The sequence below is a fragment of the Streptomyces sp. NPDC040410 genome, assembly GCF_055595715.1.
Window position 1 is genome coordinate 56,373 of sequence record NZ_JBVIVK010000020.1, and the last position, 17,308, is coordinate 73,680.

At 70.4% G+C, this 17,308-nt stretch carries 16 protein-coding genes; 9 read left to right on the forward strand and 7 right to left on the reverse strand.

Going from position 1 to position 17,308, the window contains the following annotated elements; all coding sequences use genetic code 11:
- Positions 1–3 precede the first annotated feature (3 nt).
- Together ACZ562_RS30885 and ACZ562_RS30890 are read right to left on the reverse strand one after the other, a co-directional pair.
- Positions 4–786 carry an ATP-binding cassette domain-containing protein gene (locus ACZ562_RS30885; RefSeq protein ID WP_471185801.1) on the reverse strand — a complete coding sequence of 261 codons (783 nt, stop codon included), beginning with the start codon at positions 784–786 and terminating at the stop codon, positions 4–6.
- A 39-nt stretch (positions 787–825) separates the two neighbouring features.
- Positions 826–1,914, reverse strand: a complete 1,089-nt coding sequence (locus tag ACZ562_RS30890) for a substrate-binding domain-containing protein (protein ID WP_471185804.1) — start codon at positions 1,912–1,914, stop codon at positions 826–828.
- Positions 1,915–2,358: 444 nt separating this feature from the next.
- On the opposite strand from ACZ562_RS30890, the gene ACZ562_RS30895 reads away from it, so the two are divergent.
- From ACZ562_RS30895 to ACZ562_RS30905, 3 genes are all read left to right on the forward strand, one after another.
- The gene (locus ACZ562_RS30895) at positions 2,359–4,890 is read left to right on the forward strand and encodes a SpoIIE family protein phosphatase (RefSeq protein ID WP_471185807.1); all 2,532 of its coding nucleotides are present in this window, start codon (positions 2,359–2,361) and stop codon (positions 4,888–4,890) included.
- 38 nt (positions 4,891–4,928) lie between these two features.
- A complete protein-coding gene (locus ACZ562_RS30900) occupies positions 4,929–5,999 on the forward strand; it encodes a sugar ABC transporter substrate-binding protein (protein WP_471185810.1) in 1,071 nt (356 codons plus the stop codon).
- A 112-nt stretch (positions 6,000–6,111) separates the two neighbouring features.
- A complete protein-coding gene (locus ACZ562_RS30905; RefSeq protein ID WP_471185813.1) occupies positions 6,112–6,555 on the forward strand; it encodes an SRPBCC family protein in 444 nt (147 codons plus the stop codon).
- A 31-nt stretch (positions 6,556–6,586) separates the two neighbouring features.
- Here ACZ562_RS30905 and ACZ562_RS30910 read toward each other — a convergent pair whose 3' ends face one another.
- A complete protein-coding gene (locus ACZ562_RS30910) occupies positions 6,587–8,155 on the reverse strand; it encodes a multicopper oxidase family protein (protein WP_471185816.1) in 1,569 nt (522 codons plus the stop codon).
- Positions 8,156–8,639: 484 nt separating this feature from the next.
- Between ACZ562_RS30910 and ACZ562_RS30915 the strand changes: the two genes are divergently transcribed.
- On the forward strand, positions 8,640–9,149 hold the full coding sequence (locus tag ACZ562_RS30915) for an AMIN-like domain-containing (lipo)protein (RefSeq protein ID WP_471185819.1): 510 nt from the start codon (positions 8,640–8,642) through the stop codon (positions 9,147–9,149).
- A 102-nt stretch (positions 9,150–9,251) separates the two neighbouring features.
- On the opposite strand, the gene ACZ562_RS30920 is transcribed toward ACZ562_RS30915, so the two are convergent.
- Positions 9,252–9,389 (reverse strand): hypothetical protein, encoded by a 138-nt coding sequence (locus tag ACZ562_RS30920; protein ID WP_471185823.1) that lies wholly within the window; start codon positions 9,387–9,389, stop codon positions 9,252–9,254.
- Positions 9,390–9,750: 361 nt separating this feature from the next.
- Between ACZ562_RS30920 and ACZ562_RS30925 the strand changes: the two genes are divergently transcribed.
- Entirely contained in the window at positions 9,751–10,533 is a 783-nt protein-coding gene (locus ACZ562_RS30925; RefSeq protein ID WP_471185826.1) for a class I SAM-dependent methyltransferase, read from the forward strand.
- A 35-nt stretch (positions 10,534–10,568) separates the two neighbouring features.
- Here the strand turns inward: ACZ562_RS30925 and ACZ562_RS30930 are convergent, their stop codons facing one another.
- On the reverse strand, positions 10,569–10,829 hold the full coding sequence (locus tag ACZ562_RS30930; RefSeq protein WP_471185829.1) for a hypothetical protein: 261 nt from the start codon (positions 10,827–10,829) through the stop codon (positions 10,569–10,571).
- A gap of 187 nt (positions 10,830–11,016) precedes the next feature.
- Here ACZ562_RS30930 and ACZ562_RS30935 point away from each other — a divergent pair, with 187 nt between their 5' ends.
- Positions 11,017–11,847 carry a PP2C family protein-serine/threonine phosphatase gene (locus ACZ562_RS30935; RefSeq protein ID WP_471185830.1) on the forward strand — a complete coding sequence of 277 codons (831 nt, stop codon included), beginning with the start codon at positions 11,017–11,019 and terminating at the stop codon, positions 11,845–11,847.
- Positions 11,848–11,898: 51 nt separating this feature from the next.
- A complete protein-coding gene (locus tag ACZ562_RS30940) occupies positions 11,899–12,879 on the forward strand; it encodes an MASE1 domain-containing protein (protein WP_471185833.1) in 981 nt (326 codons plus the stop codon).
- A 165-nt stretch (positions 12,880–13,044) separates the two neighbouring features.
- Here ACZ562_RS30940 and ACZ562_RS30945 read toward each other — a convergent pair whose 3' ends face one another.
- Positions 13,045–14,004 (reverse strand): LysR family transcriptional regulator, encoded by a 960-nt coding sequence (locus ACZ562_RS30945; protein ID WP_471185836.1) that lies wholly within the window; start codon positions 14,002–14,004, stop codon positions 13,045–13,047.
- Positions 14,005–14,127: 123 nt separating this feature from the next.
- On the opposite strand from ACZ562_RS30945, the gene ACZ562_RS30950 reads away from it, so the two are divergent.
- Together ACZ562_RS30950 and ACZ562_RS30955 are read left to right on the forward strand one after the other, a co-directional pair.
- On the forward strand, positions 14,128–14,823 hold the full coding sequence (locus ACZ562_RS30950) for a type 1 glutamine amidotransferase domain-containing protein (protein ID WP_471185838.1): 696 nt from the start codon (positions 14,128–14,130) through the stop codon (positions 14,821–14,823).
- 160 nt (positions 14,824–14,983) lie between these two features.
- Positions 14,984–15,403, forward strand: a complete 420-nt coding sequence (locus ACZ562_RS30955) for a hypothetical protein (protein WP_471185950.1) — start codon at positions 14,984–14,986, stop codon at positions 15,401–15,403.
- Here ACZ562_RS30955 and ACZ562_RS30960 read toward each other — a convergent pair.
- Complete coding sequence (locus tag ACZ562_RS30960; RefSeq protein ID WP_471185841.1) at positions 15,378–17,198, reverse strand: glycoside hydrolase family 15 protein; 1,821 nt, start codon at positions 17,196–17,198, stop codon at positions 15,378–15,380. The genes ACZ562_RS30955 and ACZ562_RS30960 overlap by 26 nt on opposite strands.
- Between the last annotated feature and the right edge of the window lie 110 nt (positions 17,199–17,308).

The following is a 17,308-nucleotide window of genomic DNA, read 5'->3' on the forward strand; positions in this document are numbered from 1 at the left end:
CTTTCACCACCCCGCCTCCCGATGGGCCGGCCGGCGGGGCACGTTCTCGGTGGCGCCGGTGATGGAGGAGATGATCTGTTCCTGGGACGCGGTGTTCACGTCGAAGAAGCCGTTGTTGCGACCGAGCCGCAGCACGGCGGCCCGGTCCGCGAGAGCCTTGACGTCGCCCATGTTGTGGCTGATGAGCAGTACTCCCAGACCGCGGTCGCGCAGCTCGTCGACGAGGTCCAGGACCTCGGTGGTCTGCTCGAACCCCAAGGCCGCCGTCGGTTCGTCCAGGAGCAGGACCCGCGGGTCGCCGAGAAGGGAGCGGGCGATGGCGACCGTCTGCCGCTGGCCGCTGGACAGTGAGACGACAGGGCCGCGCAGATCGGGCATGCCCCTCGTCAGACGTTCCAGCAGGTGCCTGGTGCGGCGCTCCATCTCCACCTCGTCGAGGAACCCGTACCTGAGGATCTCCCGCCCGAGGAACACATTGCCGACGACGTCGAGGTTCCCGCACAGCGCGAGGTCCTGGTAGACGGTGGCGATACCGAGGTCCCGGGCGTCGTGGGGGCGCCTGATGTGCACGGTCCGGCCCTCCCACTCGATGACGCCCCTTTCCGCGGGGGCCACGCCGGAGATCACTTTGACCAGGGTGGACTTGCCGGCCCCGTTGTCACCCAGCAGCGCGACGACCTGACCGGCGTGAATCTCCAGCTCGATGTCCTTGAGGACCTCGACGACGCCGAAGCGCTTGCACACGCCGCGCAGCGCCAGCAACGGGGGAGCCGACACCGCGACCATCTCCTTCCCGGGGCCGGAAACCGGTCAAGTGCCTGCTTGTCAGGTCAGTCCGGCTCTGTTGCAGGCGGCCCCGAGCCGGGGAGTGCAGATCTGCTCGACCGTGTACACGCCGTCCTTCACCAGGGTGTCCTGGATGTTGTCGACGGTCACGGCGACGGGGGTGAGCATGACCGCCGGAACGGTCTTCCCGATGCTGCTCTCCACCGTGTCCTTCGCGATGCCGCTGAGGCCCTGGCCGCGGGCCGCGGCGACGGCCATGGCGGCGCCGGCCGCGGCCTCGGGCGCGAAGGGTTTGTAGACGGTCATGTACTGATCGCCGCCTACGATGCGCTGCAGCGCTCCCAGTTCGGCGTCCTGGCCGGTGACCGGGGGCAGCGGGCTGACCTTGTTCGCCTTGAGGGCGGAGATGCCGCCTGCGGCGAGGCCGTCGTTGGCGGCGTAGACACCGTGGATGTTGTCGACGCCGAGGGCGGAGATGGCGCCGGACATGTTCGTGTTCGCGGCCTCGGTCCTCCACTGGAGCGTGTCGTACGCCTTGCCGATCTTCACTCTCCCCGTGAGCACGGACAGTGCGCCCTGCTTGAACAACGCGTAGTTGGGGTCGCTGGGATCGCCGTTCAGCATGACGATCTGGCGGCTGGGAACCCCGTTTCCCATGGCCTTCAGCAAAGCCATGCCCTGGAGCCTGCCGACCTCCTCGCCGTCGAAAGAGACGTAACCCGAGATCGGGCCTTCGGAGAGACGGTCGTAGGAGATGACCGGAATACCCGCTTGATCGGCTTTCCTGACCGCCGCGGCGAGCGATTTGGCGTCCACGGGCACGAGCACGATGGCATCGACACCCTTGGTGATCATCGAGTTCATCTGTTCCTGCTGAATGGTCACATCGGCCTTGGCGTTGGCATGATCGACCGTGCAGTCGGCGCACAGCTCCTTGATCTTCTTCTCGAGCAACGGCCTGTCGTGTGTCTCCCAGCGAGCCGTCGTGGCGTCCGGCAGCAGCAGACCGATCGTCGGTGTGTTCCCCCCGTCGGAGTCGTTCCCGGCGCCTGACCCGCAGGCCGCAAGAGCGACGGCCGTCGAGACCGCGGTCATGACGACGGCCGCGTCCCGGATGCAGGCCTTCATGGGGGAGACCTCCTTGTCCTTCACCTCGCGTGGCGAGGAGGCGCTGACGGTGACGGAACGGCGCGCGTGCATCGGGGCGTCAGCGGTTCGTGCCGGACGGCCACGCAGGCACGGGCCCCGGTGAAGACCGGCCCCCCGGCCTCTCACGCGGCTGCGGCCGTGGTGGTCGTGAGGCGTCGTCGTCCGCCCCGGCGGGGTGGGACCTCGGCCCGCCCAGCCCGGCACCGGCGGCTCTCTCACATGGAAAGTGCCGCATGGAAGTGGCAGGACGACCACGTCGTCAGTGTGACACCGGCTGCGACGATCTGCGAACGAAATGGACCCGTCCGCCGTGGACGGCAAGCGGATCTGTCGGGTCGGCCCGCGTGTGCGATTCTGGTGTGTGAGTGCCCCTATCTCAAACCTGTCGGTACCCGCGGCATGGACGGGAGGTAGGTTGCGGACATGCCTCATGACGGCCGTGCCCGGGCCGAGGTCTCGGAACTTCGGGCGTCCGGGGCCGACGCAGCAGGCACCGGTTCAGCGCCTCCGCTGCCGGAGGCGGCCGTCGGCGATCGGGCCCTGACGTTCGCCGGAGCGGCGCTGGCAGCGGCGTATGTGCTCGCCGCCGGGAACGAAGAGCTCCGGCTGGTGGAGACGACCGGCTGCGCCGCTTCGGGGTACGGCCTGCCGGAACGGTTGTCCCTTTCCGGCGACTCCGCCGCGGCGCACGTCTTCCGCACCGGCCGGCCTCTCTGGCTGAACTCCGCGGCACTCGCCTCCTATGCCGAAGGCGGGCCGACGCCACGGGAGGAGGTGTCGCTCGGCGCGCTCCCCCTCGGGACGGAGGGCCCGCGGCTGGGATGCCTCGTCGTCGTGGGGACCGCCGCGGACGGATTCGAGGCCGAGCAACGGCGCTTCCTGGAACGGTACGCCGACGCGGTCGCCGGCCTGCTCCGCGCCGGGACCTCTCGCCCCGCGCCGTCGCCCCTGCTGAGTCCCGCCCTGCGGAGCATGAACGTCGGATCCTTCGTACTGGTGCCGGACACGGGCGTCGTCCAGGCGGACGAGACGCTGCTCGAACTGGTCGGCATCGCGCCGGAAGACTTCGACGGCAAGGCGGACACCCTGCTCTCGCACGCCCTCCCGGAGGACATGCACGCGCTGATGTCGGTCCTGGAACCGTCCAACCAGGCGTTCGGCCGACGGGAGCTGGAGTTCCGTGTCCGCTGCCCCACGGGTGAAATGCGCTGGCTGAGCTTGAGCTGCCAGGTGCTGGAGAGCACCGACGTCCGGCCGGAACAGGTGCGGGGCGTGGTGACGGCGACCTCGGTCCTGCGCCTGAGCGCCGACGACGTGTCCAGGATCCAGTGGCTGACCGCCGCGCTCGACGACGCCGCGACAGTCCGTGACGTCAGCCGCGTGGTGGTCACCGCGCTGCGTGAGCCCCTGGGCGCCGACCGGGTGGCCCTCGCCGAGTTGCAGGACGACCGGCTCATGGTCACCGTGCTCGACCCGCCGCAGCCTGCGGCGTGGCCGGAGGCATGGCGTTCCGAGTGGCGTTCGGAATGGCCCGACGCACCGGTCAGCGCCCTGCCCACCCTTCAGCTGGCTCTGCGGGACGGACGGATGGATCTGTGGCCCGCCGGCTCGGCCCTCGAAGCGGGCCTGGCGGGCATCGGCACCGGAGGGCTGGCGGTCATGCCGCTCCCCGCCAAGGGCCGGGTCGCCGGCGTGTGCCTGGTCGGCTGGGAGCAGCCGCACGAGTTCGTGCCGGAGGAAAGGTCCCTGCTGACCGCCACCGCGGCACTTGTGGGGCAGGCCCTCAGGCGCGCGCACGCGCACGACGCCGAGCAGGAACTCGCGACGATGCTGCAGCGCAGTCTGCTGCCCCGGCGCCTGCCCGAGCTGCCCGGCGGGACGGCCGTCGCCCGCTACCTGCCCGCCAGGCGGGGGCTGCAGGTGGGCGGTGACTGGTACGACGTCATCGCCCTCTCCGAGGACCGGGTGGCGCTGGTCATCGGTGACGTACAGGGACACAGCGCCGCAGCCGCGACGATCATGGGTCAGATGCGGACCGCGGTCCGGGCGTACGCGGTGGAGGGCCACCCGCCCGACGTGGTCGTGTCGCACGCCAACCGCCTCCTCGTGGGCATGGAGACCGACCTGTTCGCCACCTGCTGCTACGCCGAACTGGACATGGAGGAGGGCAACGTCCTGTTCGTCCGGGCCGGGCACCTCGCCCCGCTGGTACGGCACCCCGACGGCCGTACCGAGGAGGTGGAGGTCGAGGGCGGACCGCCGCTCGGCATCCTGGCGGGGGCGGAGTTCCCCATGACCGCCGTCGCACTGGCCCCCGGAACGGTGCTCGCCCTGGTCACCGACGGTCTGGTCGAGGCCGCCGACCTGCCCCTGGACGAGGGCATGGACCGGGTGCGCATCGCACTCGACGCGGCCGATCCGGCGGATCCGGGGGGCATGGCCGACGTGCTCCTCGGTGACCTCGGCCGTCGTGAGGACGACGTGGCGCTGTTGCTGCTGCGCTACGACGGCATGAAGACCCGGCCGATACGAGCCGGATGGGAGGTGTGGCGGCTGCCCGACGCCGTCATGCACGCCCGCCGTTTCACCGCGCGCACCCTGCGCCGGTGGAAGGTCCAGGACGTGGCCGACACCGTGCTGCTCGTCGTGTCCGAACTGGTCACCAACGCCCTGGTGCACACCCAGGGGCCGGTGCGCGTCGACCTGACGCTCCGTGGGGGTCGGGTGCGGGTCTCCGTGGGCGACACCTCGCCGCGCGCGCCCGCCAAGCCGGTGATCGTGGACTGGGAGTCGACCGGAGGCCGGGGCCTGCTTCTGGTCGAAGCGATGTCCGAGGCCTTCGGCTCGGTGCCGGTGGCCGGCGGCAAGCAGGTGTGGAGCGAGATCGTCGTCCCGCCGCGCGAGCCGGTGCCCGCCGAATCGGAGCCCCGAACGGAACGAGGGGGCCTGCCATGAGGACCCGGACCCCGAGGACCCGGACCCTGAGGTCTCGGATGTGCCACGTCGTCGCGGCGCTCGCCGCGGGGCTCATGACGATGTCCCTCGCTGCCTGCGGAGGAAACGACGAGGTGGGCGCCGACAGCTTCGCCGTCGGCCTGCTGCTCCCGAGCCGGGCGGTACCCCGCTGGGAGCACTCCGACAAGCCGCTCATCGAGCAGCGGCTGAAGCAGCTGTGCCCCCGATGCACCATGGAGTACGCCAACGCCGAGAACGACGCGGCACGACAGCGGCAACAGATGGTCTCCATGATCACCAAGGGGGTCCGGGTCCTGATCCTCGACGCCGCCGACACCAAGGCGCTCCGCTCCTCCATCCAGGAGGCGCGCAGGGAGGGCGTCCCGGTCGTCGCCTATGACCGCCTGGCCGAGGGCCCGATCTCGGGCTACGTCAGCTTCGACGGCGGGGAGGTCGGCCGGCTTCAGGGCGAGGCGCTCCTGAAGGCCATGGGCGACGAGAGGAACGGCAAAAGCGTCATCATGATGAACGGCGATCCGACCAGCCCCAACGCGGCCTGGTACAGGAGGGGCGCGCTGTCCGTCATCGCTGGCAAGGTGAAGATCGGCAGGTCGTACGACACCCTGGGCTGGAGCACGGACAACGCCCACGCCAACATGTCCGCCGCCATCGCGGCCCTGGGCCCGGACCGGATCGGCGGCGTCCTCGCGGCCAACGACTCCATAGCCGCGGGCGTCATCTCGGCCCTCAAGAGCGCCGGTGTCAAGGAGCTTCCGCCCGTCACCGGACAGGACGCCGACCTCGACGCCGTGCGACGCATCATCAAGGGCGAGCAGTACATGACGGTGTACAAACCGTTCGGGACGGAAGCCGACGCGGCCGCTGCGATGGCCGTCGCCCTGGGGCGCGGTGAGGGGCTCGACGACGTCACCACGACGACGACCGACAGCGCCACCACCGAGCACATCCCGTCCGTCCTGCTCACCCCCAGGGCGGTCACGGTCGGCGACATCGAGCAGACACTCGTCGAGGACGGCGTGTACACCGTCGACCAGCTCTGCCCCCGGGATCTCCGGGCCGCCTGCGAGAAGGCCGGAATCACCGGGTGACGAGGCGGTCGAGCGGGTTCGTCGGCGGAGCCGTCCGTGACGGCCAGGGTCATCGGATTCGTACGATGGGGGTGGCGGCCGATCCCGGGACCTTCGTCGAAGGAGGGTCGTGATGACACGCGAAGGCGGGCTGAGACTGCATCTGCGACGCATGTTCCGCGCACCGAGACCGGTCGTGTTCCGCGCGCTGACCGACCCGCGGGAACTGGCCGAGTGGTGGGGCCCTGACGGGTTCGTCATCCCGAGCGTGGACAGCGACCTTCGGCCCGGTGGTGCTTATCGGATCGCGATGCAGCCTCCGGAAGGGGAGCTGTTCTACCTCGTGGGGGAATTCATCGAGATCGACCCCCCGGAACGCCTTTCCTGCACCTTCCGCTGGGAGGATCCCGATCCGGAGGACCAGGAGACGGTGGTGACGCTTGCGCTTCGTGACGTCGATGGTACGTCGGTCGAACTGGTGCTGGACCAGGGCGACTTCGCCACCGAGCGGCGCCGGGCCCTGCACGACGAGGGCTGGACGCAGAGCCTCGACAAGCTTGAGCGCCTCTTTTCGTGATCTCACCCGGGGCGTGCCGGCCGCCGACGGCTCAGGCCTGGTAGGCCATGAGCGCCATCATCCCGGCCTCGCCGTGGTACGCGTTGTGGCAGTGCAGCATCCACTGGCCGGGGTTGTCCGCGTCGAAGACGACGGACACCTTCCTCTTGGGCAGCACGATGGTGGTGTCCTTGCGCGGGCCGGTGCTGCCGAGCTGGTAGGTGTGGCCGTGCAGGTGCATCGGGTGCCACATGCCGGTGGGGTTGACGAAGTCGAGGCGGACGCGCTCGCCCTCCTCGACCAGCAGCGGGTGCGCGGTCGGGTCGGCCATGTCGAACCGTTTGCCGTTGACGCTCCATTCGTACCCGGTCATCCTGCCGGTCAGCTCGATGCGGTGGACCCTGTCGACCTCCTTCGTCTCCAGCCGTACGTCGTCGGCCGCCCGCAACCGTGAAGCGGGCAGGATCCTGCCGTCGAGTTCCGCCGGCCGTACGGTCGGACTGGGCGCGCCGCCCGATCCGGTGCGCACCAGGGCCATGCCGCCCGCGTCCTTGCCCTCGGCGAGGGCGACGAGCGGGAAGACCCCGTCACCGAGGGTGACAAGGACGTCGTACCGCTCGCCCATGCCGATGAGCAGCGCGTCGACCTGCTGGTGCTCGACGGGGAAGCCGTCGGTGTGCGTGACGGTCAGCGGGTGGCCGCCGAGCGCCACCCGGTAGGCGGTGTCGCCGCCCGCGTTGACGATCCGCAGGCGGACGCGCCTGCCCGGTGTTCCCGTGTAGACGTCCGGGTCCTCCGGCACGCGTCCGTTGACCAGGTGGTACGGGTACTTCACGTCTCCCGCTTCGCCGCCGAGCCGGTCGCTGGTGGCGTGCATGAGCGTGAACCTCGTCGACGCGCGGTGACCGGAGGAGCCCGCCGCGGACGCCGACGCCGAGTCGGTCGTCCCGTCCGTGCCGGAGCCGCTCATGTCCATCCCGCCCATGCCGTCACTGAGTTCGGCGAAGGCCTCGTCGGGTGTGCCGGTCACCCCGTCCAGCCAGTCGTCCAGGACCACGACCCACTCGTCGTCGTACGACAGCGGCTCCCTGGGGTCCTCCACGATCAGCGGGGCGTACAGGGCGCGGTCGAGCTGGACGCCGACATGCGGGTGGAAGAAGTACGTGCCGGGTGTGTCGGCGATGAACCGGTAGGTGAAGTCGGACCCGGCTCGCACCGCGGACTGGGTGACCGGCGGCACGCCGTCCATGTCGCTGCGCAACGCGATGCCGTGCCAGTGGACGGAGGTGGTGGCCCCGCCGGGCAGCCGGTTGGACAGCGTGGCGGCGAGGGTGTCGCCGACCGAGATCCTGATCTCCTCGCCGACGGCCCGGTTGCCGAAGGCCCAGGACCTCACCAGGATGCCGCCGCCCAGGTCGAGTTCGCGGGAGGCGGCGGTCAGCTGGAGGCGGTGCACCCTGCCCGTGCTGCCGCGCTGCCGCTCCGTGCGAGCGATGTGGGAACCGGACGGGCTGAGCAGGGAAGGGCTGGTGGAGGTGTCACCGGTGCAGGCGGCGAGCAAGCCGGTGCCTGCGGCGCCCAGTCCGGCGAGCAGGACCGAGCGACGGCTGATGCTGTTCACGAGAACGTCCTCTTCTTGATGCGCCATAGGCGTGCGTCGTACTTCCTGCGAGGGAGGCGCTCCACCCCATAGATATACAAATGCCTCAGAAGCTGACGAATGCCGCCTGTATTACGCCGACGGGATGGCCCGGTACGGGCGAGGTTCCGACGGACGCCGCCGCCGTGGCGCGAGGGTTCGGCTTCGAGGCGGTGGCCGTGCGTACGGGCGGATCTGAAGCCCGTCGGGGAGTGGGTCGCCGGGCCACGGTCCGCGCCCTTGCTCATCGACGCGAAGGCAGTCGGGGACCGAGGGGCCCGGTGGCTGGAGGAGGCGTTCCGCGGACACCAAGCCCAGTCGTCACATTCCCGCCTGCCCCGCGACGCCATGCGCGCGCGGACATCACAAAAGGAGAACTGTCACAGGCGGTGCAACCATATGGCTTGCCCGGATGTCACCCATAGCGAAACCACTGTCCCCTTACCGGAAAAAATCGGGGGATGTCATGCAAAACCACCCGCGACGCACGGCCATGGCCGCAGCCGTCCTTCTCACCGCCGCCATAGGCACCACGATTCCCGCCTCCGCCGCCACGCCGTCCGGGGAAGTCCCCGCGACCGCACTGGTCGTCAACGCCAGATGGGGCGGGCACTGCTCCTACGACCGTCTCGTCATCGACGTCCGGGGCACCATTCCCCCCGTCACCGTGAAGCCGGTCAAGGAACTGCGCTACGACGGATCCGGGAAGAAGGTCCCGCTTGCCGGGAAGTACTTCCTGGAGATCAAACTCTCTCCCGCCGCCGCACACAACGAGGCAGGTCAGTCGGTCTACAAGGGCCCCCGGCTGGTGAAGATCTATCTGCCCAAGCTCAAGGGTCTCGCCCTGACGGGGGACTTCGAGGGTGTGGTCACCTTCGGAGCCGCTTTCAACACCAAGCCCGTCTACAACACCTTCAAGCTCCACTCCCCGGAGCGCTTCGTCCTCGATATCAGGCACGCCAACCGGTGTGACTGACAGGGTCTGCCGGTGGCCGGCGGCCACGCGATGCAGCCGAGGGACCGCAGGGGTCACTCCGTGACCCCTGCGGTCCGGGGTGACCGACCGGGCTGAACGACATCACCCCGGTCGGCCGCTGCTGTCGTGGACCTCCGTGGGCAGGCGCCGGCCGACGACGACGAGCACGGTGAGCACGGCCGCCACCCGCACCGCGATCCGCGGGGGCAGCGCGTGCAGACCGGCGACCAGCAGAGGCATGGACGCCGGCCGGCACACCAGGTGGCGCTCGGCGCGAGGACGAGGAGCACGAAGAGAACGAGGAGGACGACCCGGACGGCGGACCCCGAACCCAGCCAGACCAGGTGACGCCTGCTGGGCGGAGAACCGGGACGCGGTGCGGGGGCCGGAAAGCGCCCGAGGATGTAGAACAGACAGAAGACCGCGGACACCACCGCCCACCCCGGTGCGCGCTCCGCCCTGAGCGCGTTGATCCGGGGATCGCCGGAACCGGCTTTGCGCCGGAGTCCGTTGGCCGAGCCGGTGGCATCGCTGGTGCACCGAGGCTGCTGTCAGGACCCGCACCGCGCGGGGAACGCCCATCGGGAAGGCAGGGATCCATATGCCCGCCAAAAACCTCGCTGCCGACCGCGCCGCCCTCGGTCACCGCGTCGGCTATGCCCTGCGCCACCCCGACCGGGTGCCCCGCCATCTGGTCCGCGCCGCCCGGGACATGTGGCTGCGCCGTCGCCACACGGACCACATCTCCTACTACCGCGCCGTGATGCGCTCCGACACCCGGGCCGACCCGGACGCGGCCGTAGGCAGCCACAGCCGGGACCGGTGGCTGGCGCTGGGCGCGATGCAGTTCGACTACCTGCTCGGCCACGGTCTGCGCCCCGACCACCGCATGCTGGAGATAGGGTGCGGCAACCTGCGGGCGGGCTGGCGGTTCATCCGGCATCTGGACCCCGGCCACTACTACGGCATCGACATCTCACCCGACATCCTCATCGCCGCGCAGGACACCATCGTGGAGATGGGCCTGCAGAAGCGGCTTCCCACGCTGACCCCGGTCCGCGACCTGAGGCTGCGGTTCCTGCCCGACGCCCACTTCGACGTGGTCCACGCGCACAGCGTCTTCTCCCACTCGCCGCTCCCGGTCATCGAGGAGTGCCTGGCCCATGTCGGCCGGGTGCTCGCACCGGGCGGCTGGTTCGACTTCACCTTCGACCGCACCGAGGGCGAGGAACACCACGTGCTCCGGGAGGACTTCTACTACCGCACCGAAACCCTCGTGGCACTGGCCGGGAAGCACGGCCTGCGGGCCCGCTTCATGGACGACTGGGAGAAGCTTCCGCACGGCCAGTCCAAGATCCGTGTCACCCATACGGACCTGAACTGACCGCGCGGATCGCACCGCACGCCGGTCCCGGTCCGTCAGACGGTGGTGTGGGTGAGCCACCGGTGCAGGGTGGCGTGGACGGCGTCGGGGAGTTCGCTGAGGCGTTCGATGGCTTCACGGTCGCCGGGCATGGGGGCGATGCCGGCGGTGGTCAGCGCGGCGTGGAGTTCCAGGCGGTGCACGTCACGTGGGTCGAGGGTGAGGTTCAGGCGCTGGGCGGGGTTCGGCGGCGGCAGCAGGAAGTCGTCGTGCGCCCAGGCCGGGCGAGGGTCGGACATGGTGGTGGAGTGGGTCATGGACAAACTCCTCTCGGATGGGTTGTGTGAGGGGACTCGGCGGTGCCGGATCCCGGTTCCGCCCGCGCGGCGGGTCCACCCATATGCAGCAGCCGAGCGGCGAGGCCCGGCCGTCTCTCACATCACCCATATCAGCCCAAAATGGGCTTTTATACTGAAGGGAATTTGTCCCCTCTCGGAGTGGTTGATGTCCCGCATGCGTCGAACGGACGACGGCGACGAGCTGCTGGCCAGACTGGGATCACTGACCGCCCAGGCGCGGGAGCGCGCGGAGCTGCAGCGTTCCCAGGTCGAGCTCGCCATCGCCCTGCAGCGGGGCATGCTCCCCACCGACATGCCTGCAGCCCCCGGATTCCATCTGGCCTTCCAGTACGCGCCTGCCTGCTACGGCCTCAACGTGGGCGGCGACTGGTACGACGCCTTCACGATGCCGGACGGCCGCATCGGGCTGTCCATCGGTGACGTCCAGGGCCACAACATCGAGGCGGCCGCGTTCATGGGGCAGGTCCGGGTCGGACTGCGCGCGCTGGCCTCCGTCACGAGCGAGCCGGGCGAACTCCTTGCCCGGACGAACGAACTCCTCCTGTCACTCGGCACCGACCTGTTCGCCACCTGCACCTTCATGAGGCTCGACCCGTCCACCGGAGTGCTGGAGAGCGCACGGGCCGGGCACATCCCCTGCGTCTGGGCCACGGCGGACGGGAAGTCCGGCATCGCCGAGGACGAGGTCGGACCGCCTCTCGGTATCCAGCCGGGCCTGGACTACCCGGTGACCCGCTACCGGCTCAGCACGGGCGGAGTATTCGTCCTGCTCACAGACGGCGTGGTGGAGGGGCCCTTGCTGAATCTGGACGAGGGGCTCGACCAGGTGGTGCGGCTCGCGGGCATAGCCGCCGTCGCGGGCATGGGAGCGGGCTCGCTCGCCGCCGCCGTGATCAAGGGCGCGGAGCGCGTGGGGCACGAGGACGACGCGGCCGTTCTGGTCGTCGGCTACGACGGGCCCGACGTTCAGCCGTAGAAATCGGACACCGCGCTCCTCGCCTCGCCGACACGGCGGCGTCGGTGTCTGATGGGTGTGGTGGGTATCCAGGAGCTGCCCCGGCCGGTCGTCTACGCCCTCCAGACGCTGGCCGTCGCTGCCGGCTACTACGCGGCAGGGCGGCTGGGACTGCTGAGGCAGCTCGTGGTCGAGGGTGCCGTGTTCACGCCCATTTGGCCGCCCACCGGCGTCGCGCTGGCCGGCCTGCTGATCTTCGGGTTGCGCGTCTGGCCCGGTATCGCCCTCGGCGTCCTCCTGGTCATCATGTCCCTCACCTCCCTGCAGCCTTCCGTGATCGGCACCCTCGCGGGCAATACCGCGGCTCCCGTGTGCGCGTATCTCATGCTGCGAAGGGTGGGCTTCCGTACCGACCTCAGCCGTTTGCGCGACGGACTCGCTCTGGTGTTCCTGGGTGCCTTGTCCAGCATGCTGATCAGCGCGACCGTCGGTGTCGGGCTGCTCGTCCTCACGGACAAGCTCGCCGCGGACAGCTTCTGGCCCGTCTGGCTGGCATGGTGGGTGGGCGACGTGATGGGGGTCCTGATCGTCACCCCCGTCCTGCTCCTGTTGCACAGAGCGCGCCGGCCCCCGTCCCTGACCAGGTGGAAGGAGGCCGCCGCGCTGCTCGTCACCGCCTGCGCCGTCGTACCGCTGGCCGCGTACAGCACCGTCAGCCTGCTGTTCCTCGTCTACCCGCTGCTGATCTGGGCTGCTCTGCGTTTCCAGCTGGTGGGCAGCATGCTGTGCGCGCTCTTCGCCTCCGTCACGGCCACCGTGGCGGCGACGGACGGGGTCGGGCCGTTCGAGCGGCTGAACCGTGTTGAGGTGATGATCAAGCTCCAGGCGTTCAACGGGGCGATGGCCCTGACCGCCCTGCTGCTCTCCGCCGTGATCATTGAACAGCGCAACACCAGACGCTCGGTTGAACTGGCGTGCCAGGAGCTGGTCGAGGTTCTGGAACATCTCACGGCGGGCGACTCACGCCAGACGAGGCCGCCCACCGGTGAGTGATGCCGGGCCATGGGCGTACCTGCCGCCGGCCCGTCAGGCGAGGGTCACCTCCACCGGCAGCCTCTTGATGCCGTTGACGAAGTCGGAGCGCACGCGGGGCACGCCGCCTGCGAGACGGATGTCCGCCAGACGTGACCGGCGTTTCGGGCGGCGGGCTCCGGGCGGTCACCGGTCGCGGGCCGCCCCGAGCAGGTGGTCGCGGACCAGGGCCACGTGCGGGTTGGCGGAGGAGCCGGGGCGCTGGACCAGGAAGGCGGTGTTGATGGGCGGGTCGTCCGGCTCGTGCAGGAGGACCAGCTCGCCCGAGGCCAGTTCGCCGGTGCACAGATAACGGGGGAGCACCGTGAAGCCGGTGCCTCCCACCACCGCGGCCTTGACCGCGTTCAGGTCGGGCATGGTGACCGCGGGATGGCAGACCAGCCGTTTGCCGAACACATGACGCCAGTAGCGGCGGACGATGGGCAGGTCCTCGGCGTAGGCGACCAGCGGGACGCCGTGCAGCGCGGCGGGTCCGTCGGCCGCGATCCGCGCCGGTCCTCCGGTCCGTTCCGCCCAGGCGGGGCCCGTGACCAGCACGAACTCCTCGTCCGTCAGGGGCATGGAGGCCAGGGTGCGGCCGCGCGGCCGGAAGGTCGCGATCACCAGGTCGTGGCGGCCCGCGCGCAGATCGTCCAGGAGGGGTTCGGTCAGGCCGGGGGTGACACGCAGCCGTACCCCTCTGTCCACCAGGGGCGCGATGCCGGGCAGGAAGCTGTGGGTCAGGAGCTCGGCGGGGCCGGCCAGGTGCACCGGCTCGGCCGGGTGGTCGTCGGCGGGCCCGCCCGGTCCGGTGATCGTGGCGAGCGAGTCCAGCGGCTGGACGATGCGCGCGGCGAGCTCGTCCGCGTAGGGCGCGGGGGCGACACCGCGCGCCAGACGCTGGAACAGCTCCCGGGCCAGCTGCCGCTCCAGGGCCCGGATCTGCGTCGTGACCGTGGGCTGGGACAGGCCGAGCACCCGGGCTGCGGCCGTGAAGGAGCCGGTGCGGTACACGGCCAGGAACGTGCGCAGCAGGTTCAGGTCCAGTCCTGCCCCGCCCGCTCCCTGGACCCCTTCCTCCAAGGCATTGGCATCCCTATCTCTCATATGCGAAAGCCTATTGGATTCCAATGGCAGGGCGGGCTTACGGTCGGGGACATCGCCGCTCTGACGATCTGTGTCCGGACTGTCAGAGCGCGCCCCAGGACAGCCACCCTCGAAAGAGACACCATGTCGAAGATCCTTTTCGTTCTGACCGGCGTCGACCACTGGACCCTGGCCGACGGCACCCGGCACCCCAGCGGCTTCTGGGCCGAGGAGGCCGTCGCCCCGTACGAGGCCTTCCGCGCCGCGGGCCACGAGATCGTCGTGGCCACCCCGGGCGGCGTCGTGCCGACCGTCGACAAGGGCAGCCTCGCGGCCGAGGCCAACGGCGGGCGGGAGAACGCCGACCGGATCGCGGGGGTACTCGCCGCGATGGCCGAACTGCAGCGCCCCATCCGGCTGGAGGACGTGAACCCGGACGACTACGCCGCGGTGTTCTACCCCGGCGGCCACGGCCCGATGGAGGACCTGGCGGTCGACGCCGACTCCGGCCGGCTGCTCACCCGCGTGCTGGAGAGCGGCAGGCCGCTCGGTGTGGTCTGCCACGGCCCGGCCGCGCTGCTCGCCGCGACCAGGGCCGACGGCACCAACGCGTTCGCCGGCTACCGGGTGGCCGCGTTCACCAACGCCGAGGAGACCCAGGCCGGCCTCGCCGACAAGGCCAAGTGGCTGCTGCAGGACAGGCTGACAGAGGCGGGCGTCGAGGTCCAGGCCGGTGAGCCGTGGGCGCCCAACATCGTCGTCGACCGCAACCTCGTCACCGGACAGAACCCGTCCTCCTCCGGCCCGCTCGCCGCCGAGCTGCTGAAGAAGCTGGGCTGAGCCGTGGGCGCCGACCGGCTCGACGAAGTCCTGGACGCCGCCTACGACTGCCTGACCCGGTACGGCGTACGGCGCACCACGATGGACGACATCGCCTCCGCCATGGGCGTGTCACGGTCGGCGGTCTACCACTACGTACGCAACAAGGACGACGCCTTCCGTGCTCGCCGCCCGCCTGCACACCAGGGCGCTGGCGCGGGCCCGGGAGGCGGCCACGGCCGAGGACGTCCCCCGCGCCCACCGCGTCCGCGGCGTCCTGGCCGCCAAGCTCGACCTGGCCCACCGGCTGTCCGGGGACTCGCCACACACCGCGGAACTCCTCGACGGCAAAGCCCGGTTGTTCGGCGGGATCTGCGGCGCCTTCACCGAAGACCTCCGGCGCCTGCTCACCGGCCTGTTCAGCGAGGCCGGCCCGCCCGCCGCGATCGAGCCGGCCGAGGCCGCGGACATCTGCCTCGCCCTCGTCGCCGGCCTGGAACCGGCACCCGACGGCATCCGGCTGCTGCACCCCGCGACCGATGCGCTGCTGACCGGTCTGCTGGGTACAGCGTCGGTCAGCCGAGGGCACGGTCCAGGTTGAAGGCCGCGCTGATCAGGGCCAGGTGGGTGAACGCCTGGGGGAAGTTGCCCTGTTGCTGACCGGTGTGGCTGATCTCCTCGGCGTACAGGCCCAGATGGTTGGCGTAGGTGAGCATCTTCTCGAAGGCCAGCCGGGCCTCGTCGACCCGGCCGGCGTGGACCATGGCCTCGACGTACCAGAACGAGCAGATGGAGAAGGTGCCCTCGTCGCCGCGCAGACCGTCGGTGCTGGCGAGCGGGTCGTAGCGGTAGACCAGTGAGTCGGACACCAGGTCCTGGGTGAGCGCGTCGAGCGTGGACAGCCACTTGGGGTCGGTGGGTGCGATGAACTTCGTCAGCGGCATCATCAGGACGGCCGCGTCCAGTACGTCGTCGTCCTCGTGCTGGACGAAGGCCCGGCGGGACTCGGACCAGCCGCGGCGCATGATCCGCCGGTAGATGGTGTCGCGGCACTGCCGCCAGCGGGGCAGGTCGGCGGGCAGGCCGCGCCGGTTGGCCATCCGGATGGCGCGCTCGATCGCCACCCAGCACATCAGGCGCGAGTACAGGAACTTCTTGCGGCCGCCCCGGGTCTCCCAGATGCCCTCGTCGGGCTGGTCCCAGTGCTCGCACACCCAGTCCACCAGTGCGCAGACGTCGTCCCACTGGTCGCTGGAGATGGGCTTGGCCCACTTGTCGTACAGGTAGATGGAGTCGATGAGCGCGCCGTAGATGTCCAGTTGGAGCTGGTCGGCGGCGGCGTTGCCGACGCGGACCGGCGCGGAGCCCTGGTGGCCCTCCAGATGGGCGAGGTCGCGCTCGGGCAGGTCGGTGCGCCCGTCGATGCCGTACATGATCTGCAGCGGGCCGGAGGGCTTGCCGTCGCCCGGACTGATGTGCCGGGTCACGAAGTCCATGAACGCCTCGGCCTCACCGGTGAAGCCCAGCCGCAGCAGCGCGTAGACGCAGAAGGCGGCGTCGCGCACCCACACGTAGCGGTAGTCCCAGTTGCGCTCGCCGCCGAGCTGCTCGGGCAGGCTCGTCGTCGGCGCGGCCACGATCGCGCCGCTGGGCGCGTAGGTGAGCAGCTTCAGCGTCAGCGCGGAGCGGTGCACCATCTCCCGCCAGCGGCCGCGGTACTTCGAGGCGGAAAGCCAGCGCCGCCAGTAGGCCACTGTGGTGGCGAACTGCTCCTGGGCCTCGGTCCTCGCGCACCCGCGCGGCGCAACGTCGTCTCCGACCTGGTCCAGCGCGAAAACGGTGGACTCGCCCTCGGAGAGCTTGAAGTCGGCCCGCGCGTCCGGGCCGTCGGTCTCCAGCGGGACGGTGGCGGTCAGCGCGAGCGACAGCCCGGCGGACTCGAAGACCGCGACGTCGCCGGCCAGGCGGAGCGTGTGCGGCCGGGCGCCGTAGTCGAACCGCGGCGCCACGCGTGCGCGGAACGGGATGGAGCCCCGCACGCACACCACACGCCGGATCAGCCGGTGGCGTTCGGTCTCGGCAGACTCGCCGTCGACCGGCATGAAGTCCTGCACCTCGCCGACGCCGTCCTCGGTGAAGAAGCGGGTGATCAGGACGTTGGTGTCGGGGAAGTAGAACTGCTTGGTCTTCGCCGGGACGGTCGCCGCGAGCTCGAAGCAGCCGCCGCGCTCCGCGTCCAGGATCGAGGCGAACACGCTCGGAGCGTCGAAGGCCCCGCAGCAGTACCAGTCGATCGTGCCGTCGGTCCCGACCAGGGCCACGCTGCGCAGATCGCCGATCAGCCCGTGCTCGGCGATCGGCAGATAGCCCGCGTGTTCCCTCGGTGTCCCGTTCATCGCAGCCTCCCTGGCCCGACACGCACCCCGATCCCCGATCTCAGCCTAGTGCCGCGTCAGCCAAGGTTCGCCCCGTCGCGACGCCCGGCACGCCCTCTCGCCGCACCGGC

What these genes read in the sequence shown, in the direction of transcription:
- ACZ562_RS30905 (WP_471185813.1), top strand. Translation starts at nt 6,112, where the DNA reads ATGACACGCGAAGGCGGGCTGAGACTGCATCTGCGACGCATGTTCCGC.
- ACZ562_RS30915 (WP_471185819.1), top strand. Translation starts at nt 8,640, where the DNA reads ATGCAAAACCACCCGCGACGCACGGCCATGGCCGCAGCCGTCCTTCTC.
- ACZ562_RS30885 (WP_471185801.1), bottom strand. Translation starts at nt 786, where the DNA reads ATGGTCGCGGTGTCGGCTCCCCCGTTGCTGGCGCTGCGCGGCGTGTGC.
- ACZ562_RS30895 (WP_471185807.1), top strand. Translation starts at nt 2,359, where the DNA reads ATGCCTCATGACGGCCGTGCCCGGGCCGAGGTCTCGGAACTTCGGGCG.
- ACZ562_RS30920 (WP_471185823.1), bottom strand. Translation starts at nt 9,389, where the DNA reads ATGCCTCTGCTGGTCGCCGGTCTGCACGCGCTGCCCCCGCGGATCGCG.
- ACZ562_RS30930 (WP_471185829.1), bottom strand. Translation starts at nt 10,829, where the DNA reads ATGACCCACTCCACCACCATGTCCGACCCTCGCCCGGCCTGGGCGCAC.
- ACZ562_RS30935 (WP_471185830.1), top strand. Translation starts at nt 11,017, where the DNA reads ATGTCCCGCATGCGTCGAACGGACGACGGCGACGAGCTGCTGGCCAGA.
- ACZ562_RS30900 (WP_471185810.1), top strand. Translation starts at nt 4,929, where the DNA reads ATGTGCCACGTCGTCGCGGCGCTCGCCGCGGGGCTCATGACGATGTCC.
- ACZ562_RS30925 (WP_471185826.1), top strand. Translation starts at nt 9,751, where the DNA reads ATGCCCGCCAAAAACCTCGCTGCCGACCGCGCCGCCCTCGGTCACCGC.
- ACZ562_RS30950 (WP_471185838.1), top strand. Translation starts at nt 14,128, where the DNA reads ATGTCGAAGATCCTTTTCGTTCTGACCGGCGTCGACCACTGGACCCTG.
- ACZ562_RS30890 (WP_471185804.1), bottom strand. Translation starts at nt 1,914, where the DNA reads ATGAAGGCCTGCATCCGGGACGCGGCCGTCGTCATGACCGCGGTCTCG.
- ACZ562_RS30940 (WP_471185833.1), top strand. Translation starts at nt 11,899, where the DNA reads ATGGGTGTGGTGGGTATCCAGGAGCTGCCCCGGCCGGTCGTCTACGCC.
- ACZ562_RS30960 (WP_471185841.1), bottom strand. Translation starts at nt 17,198, where the DNA reads ATGAACGGGACACCGAGGGAACACGCGGGCTATCTGCCGATCGCCGAG.
- ACZ562_RS30945 (WP_471185836.1), bottom strand. Translation starts at nt 14,004, where the DNA reads ATGAGAGATAGGGATGCCAATGCCTTGGAGGAAGGGGTCCAGGGAGCG.